Genomic DNA, 22,306 nt, shown 5'->3' on the forward strand with positions numbered 1-22,306 from the left:
GCTTCCCACCGGGAAGCAAGTTCCCGGATGGGTTAGATTAATTATAAAAGAGTTCTTCAGAAGGTACATGCATTTCTGGTTTGAACTGTTTTAAGGAGTTGTTTATAGCTTTTCGATATAACCCTGAAGAGTGTGGCTTAAACATTTGATATTCCGTAACGAGCAGAGGAGACGTAAAGCATCCTAAGTTCACTAGTGAAATATTTGATGTTTCTTCACAAACATCTAATTCAGCGTATATCCGCCTCTTCATTACCCTGCCTGCTAAATAGCGACGAACATGATTTATAAACTTGTCCGCATCTGATATAGAATTAACTATATAATCAGATGTGACTATCTGATTAGATACAGTTTCAGGTATAGCTTCGGCTATTATTTTTACGTTCATTTCATAATCAACACTATGGAAGCAAGCAAGAATTTGTGGCTTCGCGCTTTCTAAAATCTTTTCAAGAACAGAAAAAATCAGAGAGAACTCGTTTAAAATTCGCTTTTGTATAAGTCCATGTAGATGTTTTATGAAAGGAGAACCGTGTTCAACAAGGCCTAGTATAAGATCCTTAGAGGCCAAATCTGAGCGGTAATAAACGTATTCTAGATTATCCCGGTTAAATCCTTTGATAAGCAAATCAGGCTGCTCTGAGACCAGTCGTAAATGAGTTGAAGCTATAGAAACTTCAAAACGAAAGTTCGCGAGATTTACAGGGCCTGCTTTTAATGTAGCCGCTTCGGAAAAATAAATGAAAAGAGGATGCAAATCATCGTTACCACAGTAAAGATGGTCTGCGCCCTTAAGATATTTCACCAAATGAGGTAGAAAAGATATTACTGGAATATCAGCCACAAATCGAATATGCCGAAATGGTTTTGAATCCAAATATATATTTTCCACTACAGCGCCAACAAAACCCATTTTAACAAGAATAGATTCAACTAACTTTTGTATCGCATTCATTTAAATACCCTCTTAATAGAGGGATTTCTCCCAAAGGGAGAAATCCCTATGGGAGAAAATAATTTTAATTAATAATTGTAGCGAAGCGCATGTTCTTTTTCACTAAGATGGTTTTCATATTCCGACTTACCAGAACTTAAACACTCTTTGAAAAAGACCTTTGAAAAATTCTTCAAGTCACTTCGGTTGTTAATTTCTTTGTCAGACATCAACTTAGCTGAGTGTGAGGTATCCACAGGCCCCAACCACCATTCATATTTAATATAAACACAATTGGTTTTTGTATGTCCATTTAGAAATCGTTTTGCATTTCTAAGTATTTTTCTACAACCGTTAAGGTCTGAAAGTAAGATATCTGGAGCAATGAGCTCTTCCAGAATATGACCAGGTAAGCCTTTCCTAAAAAGCTCAACATCGTAACTACAATACCAGTCACGATAATTAAAAGCTTTAATAAGTCTTTCAGGTGTATCCAAAGATATCTTATTCAGGATTTTTAATGCAAAGCATACAGCATCTTTTAACAACTCGTGCACCTCAACATTGATAAATGAGAAAAACGAGCTTAATTCTTTCTCTAAGGAATTATACAACTTACCGTAAATATCCTGAGAAAAAAGATACTGCAATCTTTCTTTATTATAAGTGCAATTCGAAATTGAATAGACTTCTCCTCTTTCGATTTTGCACCCTTCCCTTAAAACTATAGGAAACCTCAAATGGTTAACAATGAAAGAATGATTCTTTCTTTGCTTCAAAGCATCTAATTGAAATTTCGTAATTTCCTCCAGATTTGCATCTTCAAAACCTGGAAAGGGAATATCACAGAAACAAGAACTATATGCTTTTGCTGATTCATACATAAACTCCAGTGAAACATCAGCATCAAAAGACATACCAGAGAACATGCCCTGCCCATTGTCTAAAAATGTAATGTTTTTAACCTGTATTTTTTTATGTTGAACAACCAAAAAGGCATTAATGATTTTTTCGATAATTTTCATGTGATCCTCTCTCAATAAAAAAGGGATCACTCCCATATGGGGTGTGATCCCCACATGGGTATAATTTAATTAAAAATCTGTAAGACCTAAATCTTTATTTCTACCACAAACTGTAGAAGATATAAGACGTTTTACTCGCTTTCGAGCACTTCGGCCTGACGTATCTTTCAAGTACATCGGTAATGACAATGATGAGATTTGATTACTTCGCTTATGATGGCAGACTATATAGCCCTGCCTCCACCCCGAACGCACAAACTCACGGATGCGGTTAATATATGCCGAAGCTTGAGATTTTGTACTTATCGATTCAGAACACTTTAAGTTCTGTTCGATAGAGTAAAGCTCAGCCGCCATTAATTTCACCTCATACAGGTCATCCCCATAACTTATAGTTTTCAACAGCTCTTCCTTTTCCCGAATGAAAAATACTTGCTGCATTCCAAGGATCAGGTCATAGGCCTCTCGAAAGAGGTCGATAAGCTTATTACGAACATAAATCATAAACTCCTCAAAGTGCTGAAGCCAGAAATAAGCCGCATTACTTATTTGTGAATTGTGAGAACAAACAAGCCCTTTAGCAAGCTCGACCTCTTCCTCCCGAAAAGTAAAGTTACTTTTCTTAAACCGACTTTGTTCAAAAATGCTTTGATGCATTTCTATCCATACAGAAACAAAACCGAGGGATTCAAATTCTTCGTTTAACAAATGTAAACTTTCGAAGATTTTCTGAATTTCGATCCCGATGTCATATGACAGTGGACATTCTTTTATAGAATAAACATAACCGGGTAGGAAGTGAGATAAATGCTCAGTTCGCAAATATAAACTGAATTTAAGTTCTGTCAGTGGTTGTTTCAAAGATAATTTAGATGATTCGCTTATATTTACTGGTTCAACACCATTTCTAATCAAAATAGCTTTTACCAGGTCCGTAGCTAACTTCATACAGCCTCCAGTCGTTATTGAGGCCTCCCTGATGCAGGTTGGCCATCAGGGAAAATATGTAAATCAATTAGCAACCAATCAGACCGTTGCCATTACATTGTCAATGTATCTGACAAGGGATGGGCGGTCGTCCTGTAAGGCAAAACGGCGAAGGTCATCAAGATTATACGCAGGAAGATAATCAGCGTAACCTCGAATACGAAGGTCCTCAACCACAACTTTTATATACTCAAATCGTCCAAGATTTCCTTTTAATGGGGGTTTTCCTGGACTAGACAGCATATCGTCTGCTTGCTCCCATGTGATTTCTTTAGCTTCACCACTATGTAGATCAAGATGGACATATATGAATGACTTATAATCTCCACGGCAACGAAGATAATATTTCGGATAGAAATATTTGTCACAACGCAACAAACACGTTCCTGAAGGACGAACTACGTACAACAGGTTTCTGTCATTTTCTAATATGCCATGTTTCAAAATCGTTATATCTATCTCATTATCATGCAGCAAATAGCATGACGATGGTTCATTGACGATGCGCGATTTTATAACAGCAGCAAATTTATTAAAAACTTCGTTAGTTTGAAAATTCATTAAAATGCTCTCCGATGTAAAACGACGAGCATCACCATAACGGTAATACTCCCGTTATGGGTTTTAATAGTTTATGGAATAACCATGTCATACAACCGACCATAGCCAGTAGTACCGCACATTTATTTAACTGAGCAAGCATCTCAGCCGTGAAAAGACCTTAAAGGCAGGTAATTATCACGAAGGAAAGCGGTTATCTTATCAATACAATTTAAAAAATAATATTGATAAGATAACCCCCCCCGCAAAATGCGGGGGAGTTATCGTTGTTACAGCTGATTAAGACATTCAGGAGCCCAGTGAATCGGGAATCCATCCTGCCCTGTTAACTGGAGAACATCGTTCCAGTCGATACCCTTTTTCCCATCAGGAATATCTTGTGCTGGTTCGAAGACTTCAATTGTCAGCTTTGATGCGGGATATCGTTTAGCCAAAAACTCAACCATGCGGCTTTGAAGTCGCTGAGCAGCTTCGATACCGGCACGAGTGCCTTGTGAGTTAGCAATATCCTTATCCGCCCAGATATAAAAGTTTATATATTTTACATCCGGCGGAGGCAGTAAAAAATCAGGAACAGTAACGTTTTCAAGGCACCATGCGGAGCTGGCTGCCCAGCATGGTGTTGAAGTCGCTTCTACAACAGAAAGCGCATTCTCGATCCCTTCAGCCACTCCCAGTGTCCAGGTCGAACTACCTGAATCATAGTGAGGGTCAAACAACTGAATTGAGCCACCTGTCATATCGGCAGGAGGCTTCATCATCAGCTTTGGATTTTCTACAGGTGCCTTATCACCGTTTTTGTCTACGTATGTTCTATGGATAGTCAGAGGCCGACCTCGGGTGTCACGATAGATTGCAATCATTCCCGGATAGATAATCGATTTCTGCTTATCTTTATCCCAATAGTAGATCCGGTTATTAAAGCCTAAATCCTTTGGTAAGTGACTCAGTAAGCGGGAGATCCCACGATTACGGAGGTACAAAGCAACAGGAGTATTAGGCTTTATTTCACCGGTATAGTGATACATCACATCAAGTTTTCGCATTCGCTTTGCCACTTCCTCTCGGTCAAGAGTTTCTGTGGCACGAACTGCTGATTTATAGCGTCGTTCATTTTCAATGTCGGCGTCAGTTAACGGAGCATGCAGATCCATCCCGAAAAAATCTGAGAGAATCTTTTTGCAAGTCTGCGTTTTACTTAATTCATAATATTTCGCCAGAACATCAATTCCGTCGCAAAACTCATTTACCGGAAAGTCATTATGGATCGCACATCCGGTATAAAGGTCTTTTTGTCGGAAACGAAACTTCGATTTCCCTGCGCCAGTAAACGGGCAAGGAACCTGGCTCGGGGCTTTTGCACAAGCGTCTTTGAAAGCAGGTATTCTTTCGAATATATACTTCCAGCCAGACACTTCAGCAATTCGAGCATGAACGAGTTTAATAAAGTGTTCAGATACTTCCTGTGGTTTACGACGAAGAGCCGGGGATGCATAAGTCATGATGATCTCTCTTATCTGGCATTGTGAGTTTCTCAATGCCTTCTGCGGTGCAGAAGACAGGGAGAAACCCACAACGCAGAATTTAAGAAAGAGGGCCCGGGGGCCCTCAACATTTATGCTTCAGTCGTGAAGCCATTATTCTCAAGACGCTGTATGTAGTTATCTACAAGTAACGCAGCCTGCTGGCTATTACCCTCCGCTATAGTGACTTCGCGGAAGATTCTTTCCTGAGGGCTATCATTGCTTATAACTTCACCAACACGTCCGAAAATACGGACTTTATGCATCGCACCGACTTTTTCATGTTCTACACGGTAAGTTTTTATCTGAGTCATATTTTGCTCCTTATTCCTTCATGGAGCAAAAAGACCCACCGGGGCCTTTTTGCCCCGATTGGGTAGAGTTTATTAAGAAAGTATTTGATGAACTAGCTTACTGACTTCAATAGACAATAAAGAAGTATCATCAACTGTTACGAAAGTGTCCGTTTCAAAACCAATTATTTCATCAGTCTTAATACCAACACCAACGATTTCTATTCCATTACATTTAGCCTTTTCCATAACTTCGACGATAGTAAATTCCGATTTATTCGGATAACCATCAGTTATAAGAAAAATTATTTTCCTATCGAATTGGCTGTCAAGTAACAGATCAACAGCTGCCATTAAAGCAGATCCCGTAGGGGTATAATAACCCTTACATCCAAGAGTGAATTTCGATAGAGATTCCTCAACGCTTTGATCAAACGTTTTGATAATCTCAAATTCACTTTCCTTGAAGGGAAAAACTATATTGGAGACATGCATTTTTGACAAACTTTCAGCGGCCATCGATAAAGCAAGATCTGACTTAATGGCATGAATATATCTTTCATCATTAGCCATTGACGCTGAAATATCACGAACTAATACGAGGCCAACATGCCCTCTATTTTTAGATTCGCTTTGAGCTCTGAAGACATCACGAACTCCCATTTGTGACAGAATTAATCGATTTCCATCGAAGGTAATTCCACGCTCATGAGTTTTGTTTCGGCCACGCATTTTAACCTGCTGTAAAACAGACAAGTCGCTACCGATTGAATGACTCAGAGACAAAGCCTCATTGTAAACATTCAAATCGATAAGGAGATCAGGGATATCCCATTCAGAAGCACCGAATTCGGCTTTCACGTCATCGGATACTTTTGATGCAATACCTTCAATCTCTTTAGCCAAAGCATCGTGATAATCTTCGCTATCCTCATCACTGCTAAGAAAGGCATCCAACAAATCTGCCAGTATCTCCCATTGAGCCGATGAAAAGTTACTTTCATCTTCAACGTTAGTCGAACTGGCTTCATCTGATTCACTCTCGGAAGGGTTAATCGCATCAGTATCGTCTTCAATAATGTTATCACCCGTGGGATTGCCACCGGTGGGTTCATTATTTCCCTCGTTATCTTCAGCAAGTTCTGAAGGCTCAGAACATCCCTCTTGAGCAAGATCAGCGTTATCGGAAGTATCTGCCTGACCTTCACTATCGTCCTCAGAATCATCCTCACGACTATCAGTCGACGTAAGCGATTTATCTTCTGATTCGGTATCGGTATCGGTCTCGGATTCATCATATGCCTCCTGCTCCTCCTGCTCTGTCTGCTGCTGTTGTTCCTTTGCCTCATCCCGCAGTCTCTCTAAAAGAGCCAGGGTCTTACGAGCAAGGGATTCACAGCCCTGAGTATTTTCACAACCAAGAGCATCATGAAAAATTTCCTCAACATCAGAAATTACTGGAGAAAGTATCTTTTGGGCATAGTCAAAAAACGGATCGAGGGTTTCTTTGTGACCTACCTGCTGAAGGACTTTTACTCGCAATGAGTTAAGCAGATACCACTCAATAAATAGGACAGGATTTTCCGGACGAGAAGATATATCAGGAGTCATCCTTCCGGCTTTAACCATCAGTGCGTAAGTGGCTGCAAGCCGCCGCTTTGCATCCGGATAATCGTTACCAACCTTCTCTTCCATCTGTACATCATCGAACAGATTTATAAGCCCGGTAAGACGTTTTGCCCTGCTATAAGCTTTACGTTTCTCAGCGAGGCTCTCAAACTCTGCATTCATTCCGTCATCGAAGCGTGTAAACCCTTCAGATGACATGAGAACACTATTAAAGGCGTCACTGTAAACCTCACTGACGGTATAGCGACCATGACCAGCTTCATGACAGGTAAAACCTTCAATCAGACTGACAAAGTCATCATCGCTATAATCGCCGTTTGGTAAAACACAAACTTTATTGACAGGATCAAAATACGGTCCTTTGGTATTGTCGTCTATTACAACTCTTACATCGCCTAAGCCGCTAATGACTTTTGCTATATTCTGTAAACGCTTAATATGGCGCGGCGATGATTTAAGATCTAATTTCATAGAATACCTCTTTATAAAAAGGGGTACTCACCCAGATGGTGAAGTACCCATCTGGGGTTTTTAATAAAGCAAACAGTTACCAGCCTTTGAGCTCGATATCAAAACCATTTTCAGCATTGTCTTCCTGTTGCGAAACTGATTTCTCAGGTTCAGCTACAGAATCAGTGTTTGAAAACGTGCTGTTTTTTATATCGTTCTCTACGACAGGTTCAACCTGAAACACATTTGTTGAATCTAAAATAGCTTCAATACCTGTGTTCTGTAGCGCGTTCGGTTCTGTTTGTGAGCTTTGATTAAATGATCTGGTAATAGATTCCAACCAGTCAGTAACCTTTTGCTCTCCTGAAATAATACGCTTTAACATTGAAGCATCACTCATGAAATAAAACCACTGCTGTAACACCGCAACGTCGCGAGGTTCAGAAATGGCACCTTTAGGTAAATTATTCATTATGTGTTTTATAGCTTCTGCAAGTACTGCCGCCTCTTTATGTATAAACATGAAGCTAATGATCTTATTTTGCATTTGCTTCAGTCGGTCAATAGTACTTGAGCGCAAATTATTATTTTTACTAATTTTTTCATAAACCATCATTGCTTCTTCTGCCAGATCTGTTATCAATTGTTCCTGATAGTAGTCCTGGGTTTCATCACCTTCAACGCTAATAGGCGTAAAAGGAATAAAGTGAGCAATATTAAATCTAAAGGATTTTATGAAATCATCTTTAGTTAATTTCAACTGATCAATCAAAGAAGACATTCTTGGGCTTCTATTTTTTTCAGCCTCAATATGCATCTCATAATTGTCTACAACGTTTTGAATACCTGCCTGAAACTCTCGTTCAATCTCTTGGGCCCCTTCCAGAAACTCTTCCATACTGGAAACTGGTAAAATCCACATATTGCTATAGCGGATGCACAAGCGTGAGCAAAGGGTTGATATTCTGCTGGTAATCGTACTTTTGAAGCTAAGGGCTTTTATGTCAATCCAACGTACTTCGCTTTTAGATACGCTTTTTTGATCCGTAATATCATCTCCATCATAAGACAAATCGATTTTATCGGTTCGACGCGATCCTTGACAGCCACTTATTTCAATTTTTGTTATAACTGCACCTTCCAGTAAATCTGGATATGATTTTGCAAAATTCTCAGAGATTTGTTTTGCAGATACTTTGTTAAGCATTGAAGTATTTAAAGTCATGGGTTTCTCCAAAAAAAAGTGGAAACCCTCCCCAACGGGAAAGATTTCCCGATAGGGTTGATATTAAAGCTTCTCTGGTGCAATTAAAAGAATACCGGGAAACTCAGCGGCAACATCATCATTGCCCATTGCTCCCTGATACATATAACCTTTTAATTCCATTTCTTTAATTAGACCTTCCATATTTATTTTACCATCATGATAAAACAATAAAGAATAGTCGTTATTCAGTTGCATAAGTCCAGTAAAATTAGTTCCGTTTTTTGCTATAGCAATGGTAGCAGCACCATCCGTACTTAAAAACGCACTAAATTCAAGATGGGATAACTCTGAGATACAAATATCAGAGGTTTCATAACAAATCCCATCTAACTCGACTTTTTTGCTGTGAAATACTCCAGCGATTTATCCTTGTCTTCGCCAAGAGAAAGATCTATAGCTTGAAGAACAAGATCGACCACATGTAAAGGTAAAGCAGAAGCAAAAGCTATTTTGAAAGTGTCAAGAAGACTAAAGGTTTTTAACGTCATCGACGTGCCAACCCAAGCTACTAATTGACGAATATCCATCACACTGTCTTCTGTACCAGAGTCATTTACTGCAATCGCTACTCTTACGAACTTCTCAATGACCTGAAAAGGCAAAGAGCTATATCGTTTAGTAAGCACATTGGTTAAAGCAACTTTGTCGGGCTTCTCCATTTCAACTATCAAGAACCGCTTTATAAAAGCTGCATCTTGACGTTGAGAAGAAACGAACCGGCGAGCGCCTCCACTCATGTTTGTGTTTGCAGTACCAATAAATCGCGTGTAGCCATTAGCAGTTATAACCTCACCACCATTAGCACTGAGTGACCAGGGCTTACGTTCAATGGGCATGTGAAGTTTTGCTGCCGTATCAGGATCGATTTTGTCCACTTCATCCAGAAGAATGAGGTGACCATTACGAAATCCCGTTACCAAATCGCTGTGTACAAAACCTGTATTACCACCATTAAGACTGCGCTCACCTTCAAGCTCATCAACTCGAATATTGCTGTTGATCTGCTTAATTGTCAGCGGCCAATTCATCATGTGGCTAATGTACATTACCATTTCAGTCTTGCCAGAACCGGACTCACCTTTAAGACACACACTTAAATCTATATCCGGACTGATAAGCAGTTTAACCACTTGTTCAAGTATTCGGGGATTTGGTATGTAGTCTTTGTTCAGCGGAGCTCGATACGAGGTTTTAGTTTTGAAAACAGGCACAGCCATCTTTGGATCCATTTCTGGAATACCAAAAAGGTCCTTTGCTAGAACTAAAAGATACTCACCTTTATCCACATAATGTTTTAACTTTATAACATCCGGGGAAAGAAGAGCTTCTAATTTTTCATAAGCATCAGAAGATGTTTCATTTAACTTCATAGCGGCATTAGACATTTTTAACTCCGGTAAAATGCAAACACCGCCCTCTGGCAGATGTTTGCCAGTGGCATTTTATTTGAGATTCATTTGGCAAATAGTTGCCATCAGTTTCCTGATTTGAGGCACATTATAACCAAGATGATTTCCCACTATTTCAAAAGCTTCAGACATGATCCATTCAAAATGATTTTCGAATATTGGATTTATTTCTAACTTGCCAAAAGCGTTTCGTTTAGTTAACAGATCACATGAAACAAGCTCGTCAAACAACTCTAATGTGGATTTAAAAGCTTTTATGTAAACATCCATAATTTCCCTGTCAGTCCATTTAACAGCCAGTTTTTTTTCTGACATTAAATAATCCTGATCAAAGAAGATGTCCCAGCCCATATCGTCATTGCAATCATGCAAAATGATTTCATCATCATTCCTGCATTCAGCTAATTTCGTGTTTTCACTAATCGAACGATGCGAATGATAATAGAGCCATGATTTTAATTCCGCTCTAAATTCACATGCATCAAGTCCATGAGATAAACAAGTGTATTCAAATGATTTTGACATATACCACCGTGTTTCAGCTTCTAAAAGTGGATTCACTGTGATATTACCATTGTCATCTTTGAAGAATAACTTTCTCCTCAACACTAGTTCTTTAATGATTTCCAAAGACTCTTCCATAGCGGATAGAAAAACAACATACACATCCTCAGGGGTCCATTCTATTACCAGACCACCCAAATCTGGGTTATATTCTTCAACCGAATATAGATAATCTGTTTCTGCTGCAAAATTAATTGTATGCAAAATCTGATTTTTAAGTAATTTGGATTTTTCATAAAGGTGATTTTCACGCCTTTCAGAATCATAATTTATCTCAGAAATGTTACTTTCATCTGATTTAAAGTTTAATCCGGACGTGTATGCATCATTTAAATGCTCTTTGGGTGAATCAACTATTTGCGTTATTTCATCTTCATCTATATCGAATATAGAAAAAAAACTAAGTTGATTACTACTTATTGCAGTAGCCCTAAATTTTTGTTTCATGGGGACTCCAAAAGGAGAAATCCCATGAAGGGATTTCTCCCCTTTAGGGTGGGTTTAATGTCAGATCTGATTAAAGCTACTTTGTCCAAAACCTTTTAGAGGTTTAGGTATGTGAGCCAACTTACTTGTTGCTACCACTCTCATGTAGTCAAGAGGATGTTCTCTCCCTTCAATCATAATAGTATCGACAACAATATAACCGGAGACCATCAACTCATCACCCTGATTTATACCAGTGAAACAGGTTGAATACATTTCAGGCGACACCTTGATTTGAACTGAAAATTCTCTCTCAGTGATTTCACCATCAACTTCTGTCTTCATCCTATTTTTGAGCTTTATTAACAAACCTATACTCTGGTCAGTCATTTTTTTCTCCACAGCACTGATAACTATCCCGGACACTTTTACTTCATTGATATATTCAAGATATGACATTTTCCGCTCCTCGATTTGTTCAAAGAGAAGCCCCGTTAGGGTTCCCCCTTAACAGGATTAAATAAATTTATTAGTTACATACATGAACGTGCAGACTACCAAACAGGCAATTCCGGCAATATGTAACCAATTTCTTGTTGGTTTAGTTGGTGCAATCGCTAAAGAGTTCTCCAACTTCTCTGTTACAAGACGTCGATTCTCTGCTTTAGCCGCATCATCTAAATATTGAGTTTCACGCTTAGCGAGAGTCTCAATTTTCGATTTTATTGCATGGTCCCATCCTTTAGTTTCAAAAACGCTTAACTCACTAAAGGTGTGCGTCATGAGATCTTCTGGGAAACCCAGTTTTTTCATTAACGGACGAATGGTATCATACATTTTTTCTACATTTTCGTAGTGGGCCTTTACTGCGACATCAAAACGCTTACGTAAAGTTAATTTTTCACGTTTGCAAATGATGTCCGAAACCCAATTTATTAACTGCTCATTTTTGAGTTCACTGGCTTTTTCAAGTGAGTAATCCAGATTATCCACGTCAAGAAATGAATTTAATCCGTATTTTTCAAACTCCTCAACAAGATATTTATCCAGTTCAGTTAAGCTTTTAAAAAGTGGTACATCTGGGGAAGCTTTAAGAAGCTTATAAGCTCCTTCGAAATCAATTTTCTTGACCACGAGCTCCACAACATCCACATGATAATAGCTTGAATAAGCAGAAAGCTTTTCGGCCAACAAAGACACAGGCTTAAGAGACTTAAGTTCAATGATATTTGGGCCGTCCTCATTCAAAATAACAATCAGTTCATTATCACGTTCTGTATATTTCATCAGAACTTCTAAGAGCTGTTTGTTTAGCGCCTTATCCATCTCTGGAATAATTTCACTAAAGGTTTGATGAAGGGCTTTACTGCGAGCTTTATTTTTAGACATTTGGGGTCACCTATATATAGTAAGAAGGAAGAAACAAATTTTTGTTTCAACACGAAGGCAAAGCCTGTCATTCATCTCCCGTAAGCTATGAACCGCCTGATTTATACTATCTGGCATTAGAAGTACGCAACAAAAATAGCCCCAGGAGGAGCTAAATTAGTTACGGTTTGGTAAATTCAGATTGCCTTTTGCAGGCATGGGAAGTGCACCAGCGACAAAGGTGACATTTTGCCGGTGGTGTCTTACAGCTTGTTTAAGCTGGCCGCTTTTCACGGCTAAATCAACGCTTAACGCGAAAGTAACTTTAAGCAAAGTTACTCAAATTTGGGAGCTGATATTTAAGCTCATTGTTTTTATACTATAGCTTTAAGCATAAGTAAATGCCCATATCGAATTATTCTGTATAAAGTGGAGAAATTCGAATATTAGCTGCTTCTTTTATCTTTTCTTCACTGCATTCTCTTAAAAAGAAAGAAGGATCACCATACCACATTACAAAAAGTTGCTTTTCTGCACGCGTAAATCCAACATAAAGCAAACGTCTTTCTTCTTCTATTGCCTCCTCCCCAACTGATCTTTTACTTGGTATCTGATCCGCATTACAACTCATTATTATTACTTTATTCCACTCAAGACCCTTTGAACCATGCAAGGTTGATAGGACTACTTTCTCTGGGCTGTATTCCTCGTCCTTCTTCCTAGGGCCTAATGACATTGCAGCAGCACGATTTATCATATTCATCCAACCAGTCTTTTCTGCCCACTGTTTACAAGTGTCTAAAGCAATTTTTGTTAAGGTTGCTGTACCTTTATTACTCCTCATCTTGATTGACGACGATTCCATCCATTTCGTAAGGTTGGCGAAACGTTTTGCTATCTCAACTTTATCAGAACTTTCCTGGGTAAAGCGCACGAAGTTTGAATGTAATGTTTTTGTTTCGAGAGAACTGTCCTCCGGGATGGCAAGGTCGCCAAAAGTAACTTTTCTTCCTCTCATACTCAATGCCACTTCATCCAAAACTGATTCCTGTTCTCCAAACAATGCCAATACTCTCTTCATTAAGCGAGGATCATTTGATTGTCGGAAAAAGGCCATAAGGCTTAACACATCGCTTGTTTCTTTTTCATCCCAGAATGATTTACCTCCGTAACGAATTACTGGCTGTTCGATCAAACTTTCTAGCTCATCCAAGTGAGCATTATTGCGGCTTAGAATTGCCCATCCATGTGGATCCTGATTTATAAGGCTTAAAATACCCTGTATCTGTTCCTCCATATCTACATATGAACGAAAAGTGACCTTTCCCCCTCCCTTTTTTGCCGAGCGTAACTCTTTGGCATAACGGTAAACATTCTTTCCTATCAGTGCTCCGGCCACCTCTAAAATTTCAGGTTCACACCTAAAGCATGTGTTTAAGTAAAATATGTTAGGTCTGAAGTGTTTTTCAAACTGTTGAAATATTTTGACTCCTCCTGAGGATCTGAAGGAGTAGATGGCCTGATCATCGTCTCCAACTATACTCGTATAGACTCCAGCTCTTGTATGCAATGCTATCCATGAGAATTGTATAGAGTCAGTATCCTGAACTTCGTCTACTATCAAATGTGTCAAATCTAACGTGCGCATTTTTCCCGAATGCATTTGACCGACAACAAATTTTGAAAGAGCATTGAGGTCCGCCACATGGTCTTTCTGGCATAACGCCTGATAGGTATTAAACAAATGGATCTGTTGTCTGTTATGCCGAACTGAAATCACATCCGTATCCATTTCTCTGCCGATAGCATCAATAACGAATTCAGCTTCAGCAAACTTCATCGTTACACCGGATTCTTTCAAAGCCCGGTGAATGACAGATCTCTGTGCTGGCCCTATCAACATCTTTCCCGGCCAGCGAATCATGTCCAGTTGCTTCTTAACGAGTCCGTGAAAAGTATCCACCAGCACCCGGTCAAGATCCTTCTTGCTCAATCGCTTTTGTAACTTTGCTGCAAGTGCGTTTGTTGCAGCGCGAGTAAAGGTCACCATCCCGATTCTTGCATATGGATACTTTTTGAGAATCGATATAACCGCTTCTATCATGGTGAACGATTTGCCTGATCCAGGCGCTGCTATCACCATATTGTTTGCGCTAGCATTCTCGATAACAGGTCTTTGCTCTTCTGTTGGCTTACCCATTTCAACCTCATTACTTCGTTTTAATAATTATACATTTTTATAAAAGCGCTTTTCTTGTGTACTGCTGGTTCTACTGGAAATCACTTTTTTTCCTTTTTTATGCAATCAGGTTGTTTGTGAAACGCGTGACTATGGAATAATGGTTCCATCTCCAAAAGACATTACAAAAAGGGCTTTAAATGAAACTTTTACGTTTAGTATCTCTGGTCTCTTCTGTCGTCATTGGTTTTTCCCTATCGGGTTGTGCCGGTGACACCGGCACTACGCCAGGCACCGCTCTGAATGCGTACAGTCACGGCCAGTACTGGCATGCTAATGCAAATGATTCTGTCGCCAAGAATGCCTATTCGTTTGCTGGTTTCGACGTTAATTTTAAGGAGCAAGAGGTTACTCCTGGAGGGGATGCCGACAACTTTCTTTCTAAGTATCTCATCAATAGTTCGATGGGCTACGTAACAGGCGGTCTAAAAGGTTTTGGGATCATGAGCCTCAGCTCTTTGTACAGTTCTTCTGACGCCGAATACATCCAGGTCAATCAATACCTAGTGTTCGTCCCCAATCCAAAAAAATTGCCTTACAATGATGAAAGTTTGGTACGTGAGGGAGCTAAGTATGTTTTTGAGCATACAAAAGCAACTCAGGCCTCATTTGGATACAACCCTGAAAAACAGAAAGCAGCTCTGGCCACATGTAAAATTGATATGGCAGTCGTCAATAAATGGAGTACCTGTGATCTGCCCTCTAAGCCTGATGCTGATGTTTTCCCTACAGATTCAATGTACAGCTTTCAGGCGATTCGCCCCGCAACAGGAACCGAAATTCCTGAGCTAAACCTTCCCGCTGGTGATTACGCTGTAATTCGTTATGTGTTCATCCCATTTAAAGGAAACGAAACAAGCGCTGATTTTTCGGGTATCATTTTCCGTTCTGATAGCCCAAATACAACAACTCCAGGGGGTGTTGCAGCCTCCATCAACGGAAAAGATTATTACCTCTTTACCGGTGAATACGGTAAAAAAGGCTTCCCAGAAAAAACATTGAAAGCCAAGTAATTAAAAAAGGGGCCTAACGGCCCCTTCTTCAATATTTCGGCAACTGCTTGCCCGTAACCGGATCCAGCGTAGTTGAACCTACCTCACATATGGCCGGTCGAGGTAAATAGCTACAATCTACATTTTCCTCTTTTATAGCCTGAGCATTTTCTTGTCTGGCCTTTATCATATTTTCTTCACCGCCCATTGCTTCCTTGGTACGTTCTGATGGAAGTTGATAGTTCTCATTCTGGAATGGTAAGTTTTCCACAATTGATTCTTCGGAGAATTTTGAATATTGATCAGGAACTTCTCCTACCTGAACTGCATCATTAATCCACTCCGTCAGATCAATTTTATCGAAATCCAGTTGCTGTATTTGCTTTATTGATAGCCCCACGCAATTAGAGGCGACAGGGTCTATTCCTAATTGCGGATAAGCTTGTTGCATAATAACGCGTGACAACATGGAATTATAACAGCACATGTCTGTTGCTTTTTTAACGCATTTCTTTGTGAAACCAACATTCAGATATTTGACGCATCGTTCCGTATCTAATGTAAAACAGGATTTTTGATTCTTATGAATAGAAGCTTCCATCTCTTTCTGGTCGCATGCTACCAACATTTCTAAAAGCATTTTAGTGACCTGATAGGCTGTATAAATCCAACCGATCACGTTTAATGCAAGCATAAAGTTTTGAACCGCAGCCGAGAAGACAACCTCTCCTCCGGTAGTAGCAACGTTCTTAAAGACAAAGTCACGAACTGTATCTGGTAGCAATTCGTAGGCTTTCTTCATTGCCATCTGCTTAAGCTGACCTATACCGAAGCTGGACATTGTTTCCTGTGCCAACTGGCCAGCACCTCCTGCCCCTCCAGAAGTTGCGGAAGACCCAACTGCCCTGCTTAGATTACCAGCGACGTTTTCATATACGCTCGTTAAGGAGCTCGTGACGTTGTTCCACATTTGCCCTACTGTTTTACCAGCTGATGCAGTCCACTCTCCGACCGCATTAGACATAGAAGCCCATGTACCTGTATCACCGCCGGTCCATTTTATTAGCTGAGCATTAACTCTGGTCCAGTTTGTGTTTCTGATCATAGATCCGGCAAGCATGATACCTTCAAGTGCTCCTGCGGTTCCCTGTGGTGCTTCGCAGCAGTCCGTCTTTGCCAGGCCATTTACAAAGCCTACTGAACGACCACACCATTCAGGTTTTCCTTCAAAGACGGAACATGAATTGGCATCGTTAGGGTCTTCGCATTTGGCTTCGCCCTGCATGTACTGAACCATGTTTGAATAAGCCGCAACTTTTCCAAAATCGTTGTTCTCTTCCTTTGGCCCAGTTTCGCATGTTCCACCTGAACATGGGATCATGCCAACACAGGCATTTGTAGAAGATTCAACCTCCCGAACTACATCCTTCCCTCTGTCACAGGTGTATTTCTGTTCATACATGTAGCAACTGTTAGTGCCCTCATCGAACCAACCCTCTGCACATGTTTGTTTATCGAGTACACATGCTGCATCATTTTTATAAGCACTACATGCATCAGGCATACTCTTTATTTCTTCATAGTTGTAACAGAGGTCCTTTCCATTAGCGTCTTTCATAATTTTTCCACTAGCGTCATAAGAGCAAATTTTGTCTTTGGCCAATGGATCACAAAAGTAGCCTTCAAGGTTTGTCTTCCAGGTAAGAAATCCTTTATCACCTTCATACAGAGGCTTTGCCAATGAAAGCACGCTTTCCGGAAGCCGTTTTGTGCCAACATCCATATCTTTAAACCGATCGAAACGGCAGAATGTATTCGGAGCTTGTACAGCATCGTAACAACCAGCTGGTTCCTGGACGTGCTTATCTTCGAGCTTCATATTTTCAAAAGTCAGCTCAACCTCAAAATACCCTTCACCCTTCCCACCAACCCATACTCTGGATGCCATTGTCACTTCTCGATCAGGCTCCTCATACACCGATTTTCTGACCTTATCAGTCACATCGTAAACCTTGTCGAGTTTCCACGATTTTTTTAACTCCCAAGATCCCTTAGGAGCCGGATAGTCACTTTCTCGATATGCACCATCTATGTGAGCAAAAATCTGCGTGCCATCAAGTGTTACCCGCATGTGGTCATCCCACTCCGCGTTAACAATCTTTGCTGAGGCCAATTTTGCATCCGGATGGAATTTTAATGTCAGTTCGTTATCATATACCCCGTCACTCCAGTAGTTGTCATCACGGCGACCAAACCATATACGCACACAATTATCGCCGCACATCGACATGTCTCCGTTTCCGCCTGAAATGTAAACAGGGACTGAAAAATCACGGGTTATCGTGCAGCTGCTGAAGTTATCTTGCTTAGGCGAGTTACAGTAGAACTCTTTGTAATCAGGATAGTGTGTGGTTACTGTTTTTTTAGAGGTCTCAACATTACAGTTCTGAAGCCAGTTTCCAGTACCAGCAACAGCATTTGTTATCTCATTTCTCCCCGCAGTAAACATGGGATCGTTAGGCTTTATAGATGATGCCGGGTTGTCCTTGTTAGCATTTACGAGGGTGCGGTAGGCAACGCCATCATAACTTTGAGCATCAAATAACTGGCTTTTCCGATTCTTTATATCGTTTACAAAGCCATCCTCATCCCCATAACGATCTGCGGCATTGAACTTAATATCGCTGTGCTTTTGCTCTGAGCTGAAAATCTCTCCGGTATTTGTTTTGGTTCCAGGAGTAGTATTGGGATTACTGCTTATACCAATGTTGCCATTAGCATCCCGAGAGAGCAGCTTTGCCCCTTCCTTGGTATAGTTTGAATTGATTGTCCCTCCAGACATACTCGGCAGTTGTACGGCGCTACCAATGGACTTTCCATCGGATGCGGCATTTTTCATGACACTTTCATTTGAGTTCCCTGCCCCATACTTTCCGAGATTAAGATTAGCGGATTCGGCTTTACCCACGTATTTCTCGGTGATCTTCCCACTGACATTCTCGCCTGAATCCGCATTCTTGTACTTCTCAACAATGTCCTGAGCACTGGTTGTCGCATTGCGATTTGCGTTAGGATTAGCAAGATTAAAGTTACTTTCGAGCTGGTCAAATATAGCGTCTGCCGCATAAATACGAGGAGTCATTACCATATTTATGAGAGAGATATAAAAAGCCCAACTCATAGTATTGGCAATCATTGATGCAATAATAGTTGAAGCTATCGTTTTTCTAAGTTTCATTATTTTTACCCTTAGAAATCAAGCGCCTGGTATATATCTGACGCAACAGTCATTGTAACGCCACAACATATAGACATAATTATCATTGCCTATTTTTTTGCGCCCACCTTTAAGGGTTGACCAGTCATGTACCGAATCACCAAGACGATGACAGCAATCCGGCCCTTTCGCCTCAGGAGTTGGGAAAAGCATTGAAAGCCGATACTGGGAACGAGGTGTAAAGTATTCCCACGTTTTCTCACACATTGCGTCTGCTCCCATCGTTCGCATCAGCATTCCCTGGCGATGTAGTTTAGTCAGAAGACGCTGGGTTATCAGTGAACTCGTCCTTACAGCGTCATCATTTGCGTAAATGTGGCCGGTTAATGGATAAAGGTTGCCATCGCATCCGGCACAAAAGTATGCAGCGAGATTATCCTTTCCTGCTGTTACTGCTACACAGTCAGCAGCGCACACCATTGAGGCAATTGGGTTTGCAAAAACTACTGCCTCTGGATTCAGGACGAGTGTAAGCAGATCACTTTCCCACATAGGGTCCACTTCGCTTATATAGGTCAGGCTGGCATCTATATAGGGTTCAGCAGTGCACTCGCCAATAATCAGTAATTTGAGCATTGTCATGATTGGGAACTCCCAAAGATGAACATCGTAAAATCCGGCTTCAGTTGCTGTCATTGGCTGATTTGTGTTGCTTTTACCAATATCAAACTGCGATTTTTGAAGCATCGTGCCTTCAAGAAAGGGGCTGCACCAGGGGCTCTTTACAACTTCTACAATCTTCACCGGCTGAAAGAAGCTCAATTGCCAACCTATTTCCGGTACGCCGTTCTGATCTGTGCAGTAGCAACCCGGACGTGAAGGAGCAGCGCCTTCTGGAGCTGCCCCTATGCCCATTATCCTCATGGGAAAAATGCAGCTCCAACAGATATTCTTAATCAAGCCCTGCCACACTCCAGCTGACTGACACATAGCCCCAGGGACTCCAGCATCTGCTGCCATAGCCATACCCGGTATAGAAAGCGAAAGCATAACTGCTACAATGAACTCTAAAAGTAACTTTTTGAATTTTTTCACCATCATGCTCACTTGGATGTAATAAATGTTGCAACACTTTCGATATAGTCGACGGCTTTGGTAAAATAACTTCTCATCTGGTCCGGATAATTTAGCGTCAGCCATGTTGCAAAGAGAGCGCCTATAATAAATCCGAGTTTCATCTTATTTTTCCTCTGAAAGATTTGGGGCTCCGATACCACGGACTTCTGCCTCGCTAAACAGGGTGATCCGGAATTTATCTTGGTCAGTAGTTATAAGCGCAGGTGTGTTTTTAATCTGAAAGCGTGAGATGATCTGTTCGTTAACTTTAAACACCTTACCGTTAAATTTTTCACGTAAATCATTTAGGTGATCCCATCCATTATCTTTTTGGATACGGGTAAACATTGGCATTACTTTTCCACTACCCAGACGTTGTCGATACTGCTGCTCAGCCCATACCAGCTGGCCCGGATTGAGTGGATCGAAAATTATCATCGTCAGGTTTTGAGGAAATCTCGAAAGTGGATTAATCAACTCACCGGCGGAAGCTATTACACGGCCCTGCTTATCTTTTACGTCCTGAGTGACCCTCACTGTAGGGTCAATTAAAAATTCTTTGTGTTCCTGGGCAGGAGGGAGGTCGACCATCCATTGATTTTTCCATGTGTCAGAAACGGCCCTTTTTTTTGCACCTTCCCAGTCATATTTTTGTGCACGTTCTTCCAGTTCTTTAATGATGCTCTTTTCTTCAACGGGATAAGTGGTACCAGCAACCGGGAAAATATCCTGATCGGGTTTTTTAGCAAGTTCTCGCTGAAAAAACTCAACGTTGAAGGAGCCTACCATTTTTGCAAAACGAGCTTGCTCCCTAGAAATAATTGTCGGTACTTGAGTTACTTGATACTGACTGAAGCTATCAGGATCAATTGTAATCAAAGGAGATTCAAATTTTCCTTTGACAATCATTTGGTTTATTGCTGCCTGTGTCTCTGGTAGCCGAGTAGTTCCTTTCTTTAGACCATTGAAAACTACACGAGCTTTATGCTCTGAGGCCGTACGTAGAAGGTCTTCCAGTACATAATCCGGCAAACTAAATGAAGCAAAGATCGTTATTCCATTTTCAGTTGATAGTGCTTCTTCACGTGTGCTATCCATTTTTCTTTCGAAGTCAGCAGCTGTGATGCCCGAGGAACCAAACAATTTTTCGATATTTTTAGATTGTCCTCGCATGACTTCCGGCTTATTTTCCACAGCTTTCAGAGCCGCTTCATTAAGGCTGGCGTTTTCTTGAATTTCATCACGTCTTCTAATTATATCGTTGACAGCTTCAGAGTTATTACTTTGGGCCCTGATAGCCTGGGTATGGTCTATAACTGCTTGAACACTATCCGCATTCATACCGGGGACGTAACCACGGTTTATTTGCTTGCTCAGGTCCTGGTTTTTTTGGAGTGCTTCAGCTTGCGCTATGTACTTCTGCACATCTGGTGATTTTAGCGTAGCATCAAGGCTAAGAGCCCCATCTGGCTGCTGTGCACCTTTAGCCTGTGCCCCAAGCCCTTTTGCTTGCTGAGCGATTAGGTCAGCATCATGTTGATACTCAGTGCTTGCATTTGTATTACTTAAAACTGCACATAACGCAAGTCCAGGAAGTATTGGTAAATATTTTTTATTTACATTAAAAGATCGCATATGTTTTCCCAATTACTGAATTCAGCTTTACTGTTCCCCAAAAACGGGAATCCCATGAGTGATCGGTTTGCCCAATTAGGAAAACTTCGCCTTCAGGAATTATCAATTCTTTTTCAATCAAAATGGACGGAATATTGTATTTCTTCGAAATACGACGTGCATTAGCTTCAAAAAATTTGTCCCCGTTATAAACCCCATCCATTGTTACTTTAAGTTTGTCACCGCCCACACCGGCAACAATTTTTATGACTCGTTCATTTTCTGGGATAAAACGTACCGATTTCGGCATGTTAAATGCTATGAGTTCACCAGTTTTAATACTTTTATCCGAATGATCAATCATATAAAAATCAGCAGGCAGGCACCCATTCAATAAACCGTATCCAAATGTATAACGGGTGAAAAAGACACACATAACGAGAATCAGCAATAAAATATTAAGGGGGACATACCAATCCAGTATAAGCAGCCCTCTCTTTTTAGGTATGTAGTCGCTCATATTTTTCTCACTGGCACTGAAGAATATTTTTACTAGGCAGATGCACCTCTATCCAAGTAATTATTATCCATGTTTTTCAACGCTCGGAAGTCTGCAAACCAACCTAATATTCACCTATAAGAATGTTAATTCCTCAGCATGTATACGCAGCTTTGTTAGCGGCCATGAA

The 22,306-nt window shown here is 40.5% G+C and carries 19 protein-coding genes; 1 reads left to right on the top strand and 18 read right to left on the bottom strand.

What is annotated here, in order from left to right; translation table 11 throughout:
• Positions 1 to 37: 37 nt before the first annotated feature.
• From L3069_RS23465 to trhI, 14 genes are all read right to left on the bottom strand, one after another.
• Positions 38 to 958: a hypothetical protein gene (locus tag L3069_RS23465; RefSeq protein WP_000991697.1), complete on the bottom strand. Its 921-nt coding sequence runs from the start codon at positions 956 to 958 to the stop codon at positions 38 to 40.
• A 68-nt stretch (positions 959 to 1,026) separates the two neighbouring features.
• Positions 1,027 to 1,962 (bottom strand): hypothetical protein, encoded by a 936-nt coding sequence (locus tag L3069_RS23470; RefSeq protein ID WP_000691119.1) that lies wholly within the window; start codon positions 1,960 to 1,962, stop codon positions 1,027 to 1,029.
• 69 nt (positions 1,963 to 2,031) lie between these two features.
• Positions 2,032 to 2,910, bottom strand: coding sequence for a hypothetical protein (locus L3069_RS23475; protein WP_000762003.1), 879 nt, complete (start codon positions 2,908 to 2,910; stop codon positions 2,032 to 2,034).
• A gap of 78 nt (positions 2,911 to 2,988) precedes the next feature.
• Complete coding sequence (locus L3069_RS23480) at positions 2,989 to 3,510, bottom strand: hypothetical protein (protein ID WP_001011130.1); 522 nt, start codon at positions 3,508 to 3,510, stop codon at positions 2,989 to 2,991.
• A gap of 269 nt (positions 3,511 to 3,779) precedes the next feature.
• Complete coding sequence (locus L3069_RS23485) at positions 3,780 to 5,012, bottom strand: toprim domain-containing protein (protein WP_000220379.1); 1,233 nt, start codon at positions 5,010 to 5,012, stop codon at positions 3,780 to 3,782.
• A gap of 113 nt (positions 5,013 to 5,125) precedes the next feature.
• The gene (locus L3069_RS23490) at positions 5,126 to 5,347 is read right to left on the bottom strand and encodes a hypothetical protein (protein WP_000192120.1); all 222 of its coding nucleotides are present in this window, start codon (positions 5,345 to 5,347) and stop codon (positions 5,126 to 5,128) included.
• A gap of 72 nt (positions 5,348 to 5,419) precedes the next feature.
• On the bottom strand, positions 5,420 to 7,426 hold the full coding sequence (locus tag L3069_RS23495; RefSeq protein WP_000762700.1) for a VWA domain-containing protein: 2,007 nt from the start codon (positions 7,424 to 7,426) through the stop codon (positions 5,420 to 5,422).
• 76 nt (positions 7,427 to 7,502) lie between these two features.
• The gene (locus tag L3069_RS23500; RefSeq protein WP_236901921.1) at positions 7,503 to 8,630 is read right to left on the bottom strand and encodes a DUF3150 domain-containing protein; all 1,128 of its coding nucleotides are present in this window, start codon (positions 8,628 to 8,630) and stop codon (positions 7,503 to 7,505) included.
• Positions 8,631 to 8,693: 63 nt separating this feature from the next.
• Positions 8,694 to 8,867 carry a hypothetical protein gene (locus L3069_RS23505; protein ID WP_001176645.1) on the bottom strand — a complete coding sequence of 58 codons (174 nt, stop codon included), beginning with the start codon at positions 8,865 to 8,867 and terminating at the stop codon, positions 8,694 to 8,696.
• A 131-nt stretch (positions 8,868 to 8,998) separates the two neighbouring features.
• A complete protein-coding gene (locus tag L3069_RS23510; RefSeq protein WP_000063335.1) occupies positions 8,999 to 10,057 on the bottom strand; it encodes an AAA family ATPase in 1,059 nt (352 codons plus the stop codon).
• A gap of 57 nt (positions 10,058 to 10,114) precedes the next feature.
• The gene (locus L3069_RS23515) at positions 10,115 to 11,092 is read right to left on the bottom strand and encodes a hypothetical protein (protein WP_000810361.1); all 978 of its coding nucleotides are present in this window, start codon (positions 11,090 to 11,092) and stop codon (positions 10,115 to 10,117) included.
• Between the two features lie 60 nt (positions 11,093 to 11,152).
• Positions 11,153 to 11,530 carry a hypothetical protein gene (locus L3069_RS23520; protein ID WP_000120822.1) on the bottom strand — a complete coding sequence of 126 codons (378 nt, stop codon included), beginning with the start codon at positions 11,528 to 11,530 and terminating at the stop codon, positions 11,153 to 11,155.
• Between the two features lie 57 nt (positions 11,531 to 11,587).
• A complete protein-coding gene (locus L3069_RS23525) occupies positions 11,588 to 12,460 on the bottom strand; it encodes a hypothetical protein (RefSeq protein ID WP_000041927.1) in 873 nt (290 codons plus the stop codon).
• A gap of 394 nt (positions 12,461 to 12,854) precedes the next feature.
• On the bottom strand, positions 12,855 to 14,639 hold the full coding sequence (gene trhI / locus L3069_RS23530; RefSeq protein ID WP_000517885.1) for an IncHI-type conjugal transfer helicase TrhI: 1,785 nt from the start codon (positions 14,637 to 14,639) through the stop codon (positions 12,855 to 12,857).
• Between the two features lie 179 nt (positions 14,640 to 14,818).
• Here trhI and L3069_RS23535 point away from each other — a divergent pair, with 179 nt between their 5' ends.
• The gene (locus tag L3069_RS23535) at positions 14,819 to 15,691 is read left to right on the top strand and encodes a hypothetical protein (protein ID WP_000771834.1); all 873 of its coding nucleotides are present in this window, start codon (positions 14,819 to 14,821) and stop codon (positions 15,689 to 15,691) included.
• 28 nt (positions 15,692 to 15,719) lie between these two features.
• Here the strand turns inward: L3069_RS23535 and trhN are convergent, their stop codons facing one another.
• From trhN to trhF, 4 genes are all read right to left on the bottom strand, one after another.
• Complete coding sequence (gene trhN / locus L3069_RS23540; RefSeq protein WP_000776701.1) at positions 15,720 to 18,908, bottom strand: IncHI-type conjugal transfer protein TrhN; 3,189 nt, start codon at positions 18,906 to 18,908, stop codon at positions 15,720 to 15,722.
• A gap of 18 nt (positions 18,909 to 18,926) precedes the next feature.
• Positions 18,927 to 19,982, bottom strand: coding sequence for an IncHI-type conjugal transfer protein TrhU (gene trhU / locus L3069_RS23545; RefSeq protein ID WP_181231580.1), 1,056 nt, complete (start codon positions 19,980 to 19,982; stop codon positions 18,927 to 18,929).
• A 144-nt stretch (positions 19,983 to 20,126) separates the two neighbouring features.
• Positions 20,127 to 21,638, bottom strand: coding sequence for a TrbC family F-type conjugative pilus assembly protein (locus L3069_RS23550; RefSeq protein ID WP_001256132.1), 1,512 nt, complete (start codon positions 21,636 to 21,638; stop codon positions 20,127 to 20,129).
• Complete coding sequence (gene trhF / locus L3069_RS23555; protein ID WP_001286760.1) at positions 21,625 to 22,137, bottom strand: IncHI-type conjugal transfer protein TrhF; 513 nt, start codon at positions 22,135 to 22,137, stop codon at positions 21,625 to 21,627. Before trhF ends, L3069_RS23550 begins: the two co-directional genes overlap by 14 nt.
• Positions 22,138 to 22,306 lie beyond the last annotated feature (169 nt).

It is taken from the genome of Enterobacter cloacae complex sp. ECL411, from assembly GCF_021869665.1.
Classification (GTDB): domain Bacteria; phylum Pseudomonadota; class Gammaproteobacteria; order Enterobacterales; family Enterobacteriaceae; genus Enterobacter; species Enterobacter intestinihominis.

Excerpts from the sequence above, each read along its gene's own strand:
- L3069_RS23505 (WP_001176645.1), bottom strand. The coding sequence starts at position 8,867 with ATGCAACTGAATAACGACTATTCTTTATTGTTTTATCATGATGGTAAA.
- L3069_RS23470 (WP_000691119.1), bottom strand. The coding sequence starts at position 1,962 with ATGAAAATTATCGAAAAAATCATTAATGCCTTTTTGGTTGTTCAACAT.
- trhF (WP_001286760.1), bottom strand. The coding sequence starts at position 22,137 with ATGAGCGACTACATACCTAAAAAGAGAGGGCTGCTTATACTGGATTGG.
- L3069_RS23500 (WP_236901921.1), bottom strand. The coding sequence starts at position 8,630 with ATGACTTTAAATACTTCAATGCTTAACAAAGTATCTGCAAAACAAATC.
- L3069_RS23495 (WP_000762700.1), bottom strand. The coding sequence starts at position 7,426 with ATGAAATTAGATCTTAAATCATCGCCGCGCCATATTAAGCGTTTACAG.
- L3069_RS23520 (WP_000120822.1), bottom strand. The coding sequence starts at position 11,530 with ATGTCATATCTTGAATATATCAATGAAGTAAAAGTGTCCGGGATAGTT.
- L3069_RS23510 (WP_000063335.1), bottom strand. The coding sequence starts at position 10,057 with ATGTCTAATGCCGCTATGAAGTTAAATGAAACATCTTCTGATGCTTAT.
- L3069_RS23485 (WP_000220379.1), bottom strand. The coding sequence starts at position 5,012 with ATGACTTATGCATCCCCGGCTCTTCGTCGTAAACCACAGGAAGTATCT.
- L3069_RS23515 (WP_000810361.1), bottom strand. The coding sequence starts at position 11,092 with ATGAAACAAAAATTTAGGGCTACTGCAATAAGTAGTAATCAACTTAGT.
- trhN (WP_000776701.1), bottom strand. The coding sequence starts at position 18,908 with ATGAAACTTAGAAAAACGATAGCTTCAACTATTATTGCATCAATGATT.
- L3069_RS23480 (WP_001011130.1), bottom strand. The coding sequence starts at position 3,510 with ATGAATTTTCAAACTAACGAAGTTTTTAATAAATTTGCTGCTGTTATA.
- L3069_RS23535 (WP_000771834.1), top strand. The coding sequence starts at position 14,819 with ATGAAACTTTTACGTTTAGTATCTCTGGTCTCTTCTGTCGTCATTGGT.
- L3069_RS23490 (WP_000192120.1), bottom strand. The coding sequence starts at position 5,347 with ATGACTCAGATAAAAACTTACCGTGTAGAACATGAAAAAGTCGGTGCG.
- trhI (WP_000517885.1), bottom strand. The coding sequence starts at position 14,639 with ATGGGTAAGCCAACAGAAGAGCAAAGACCTGTTATCGAGAATGCTAGC.
- L3069_RS23475 (WP_000762003.1), bottom strand. The coding sequence starts at position 2,910 with ATGAAGTTAGCTACGGACCTGGTAAAAGCTATTTTGATTAGAAATGGT.
- L3069_RS23465 (WP_000991697.1), bottom strand. The coding sequence starts at position 958 with ATGAATGCGATACAAAAGTTAGTTGAATCTATTCTTGTTAAAATGGGT.
- L3069_RS23525 (WP_000041927.1), bottom strand. The coding sequence starts at position 12,460 with ATGTCTAAAAATAAAGCTCGCAGTAAAGCCCTTCATCAAACCTTTAGT.
- L3069_RS23550 (WP_001256132.1), bottom strand. The coding sequence starts at position 21,638 with ATGCGATCTTTTAATGTAAATAAAAAATATTTACCAATACTTCCTGGA.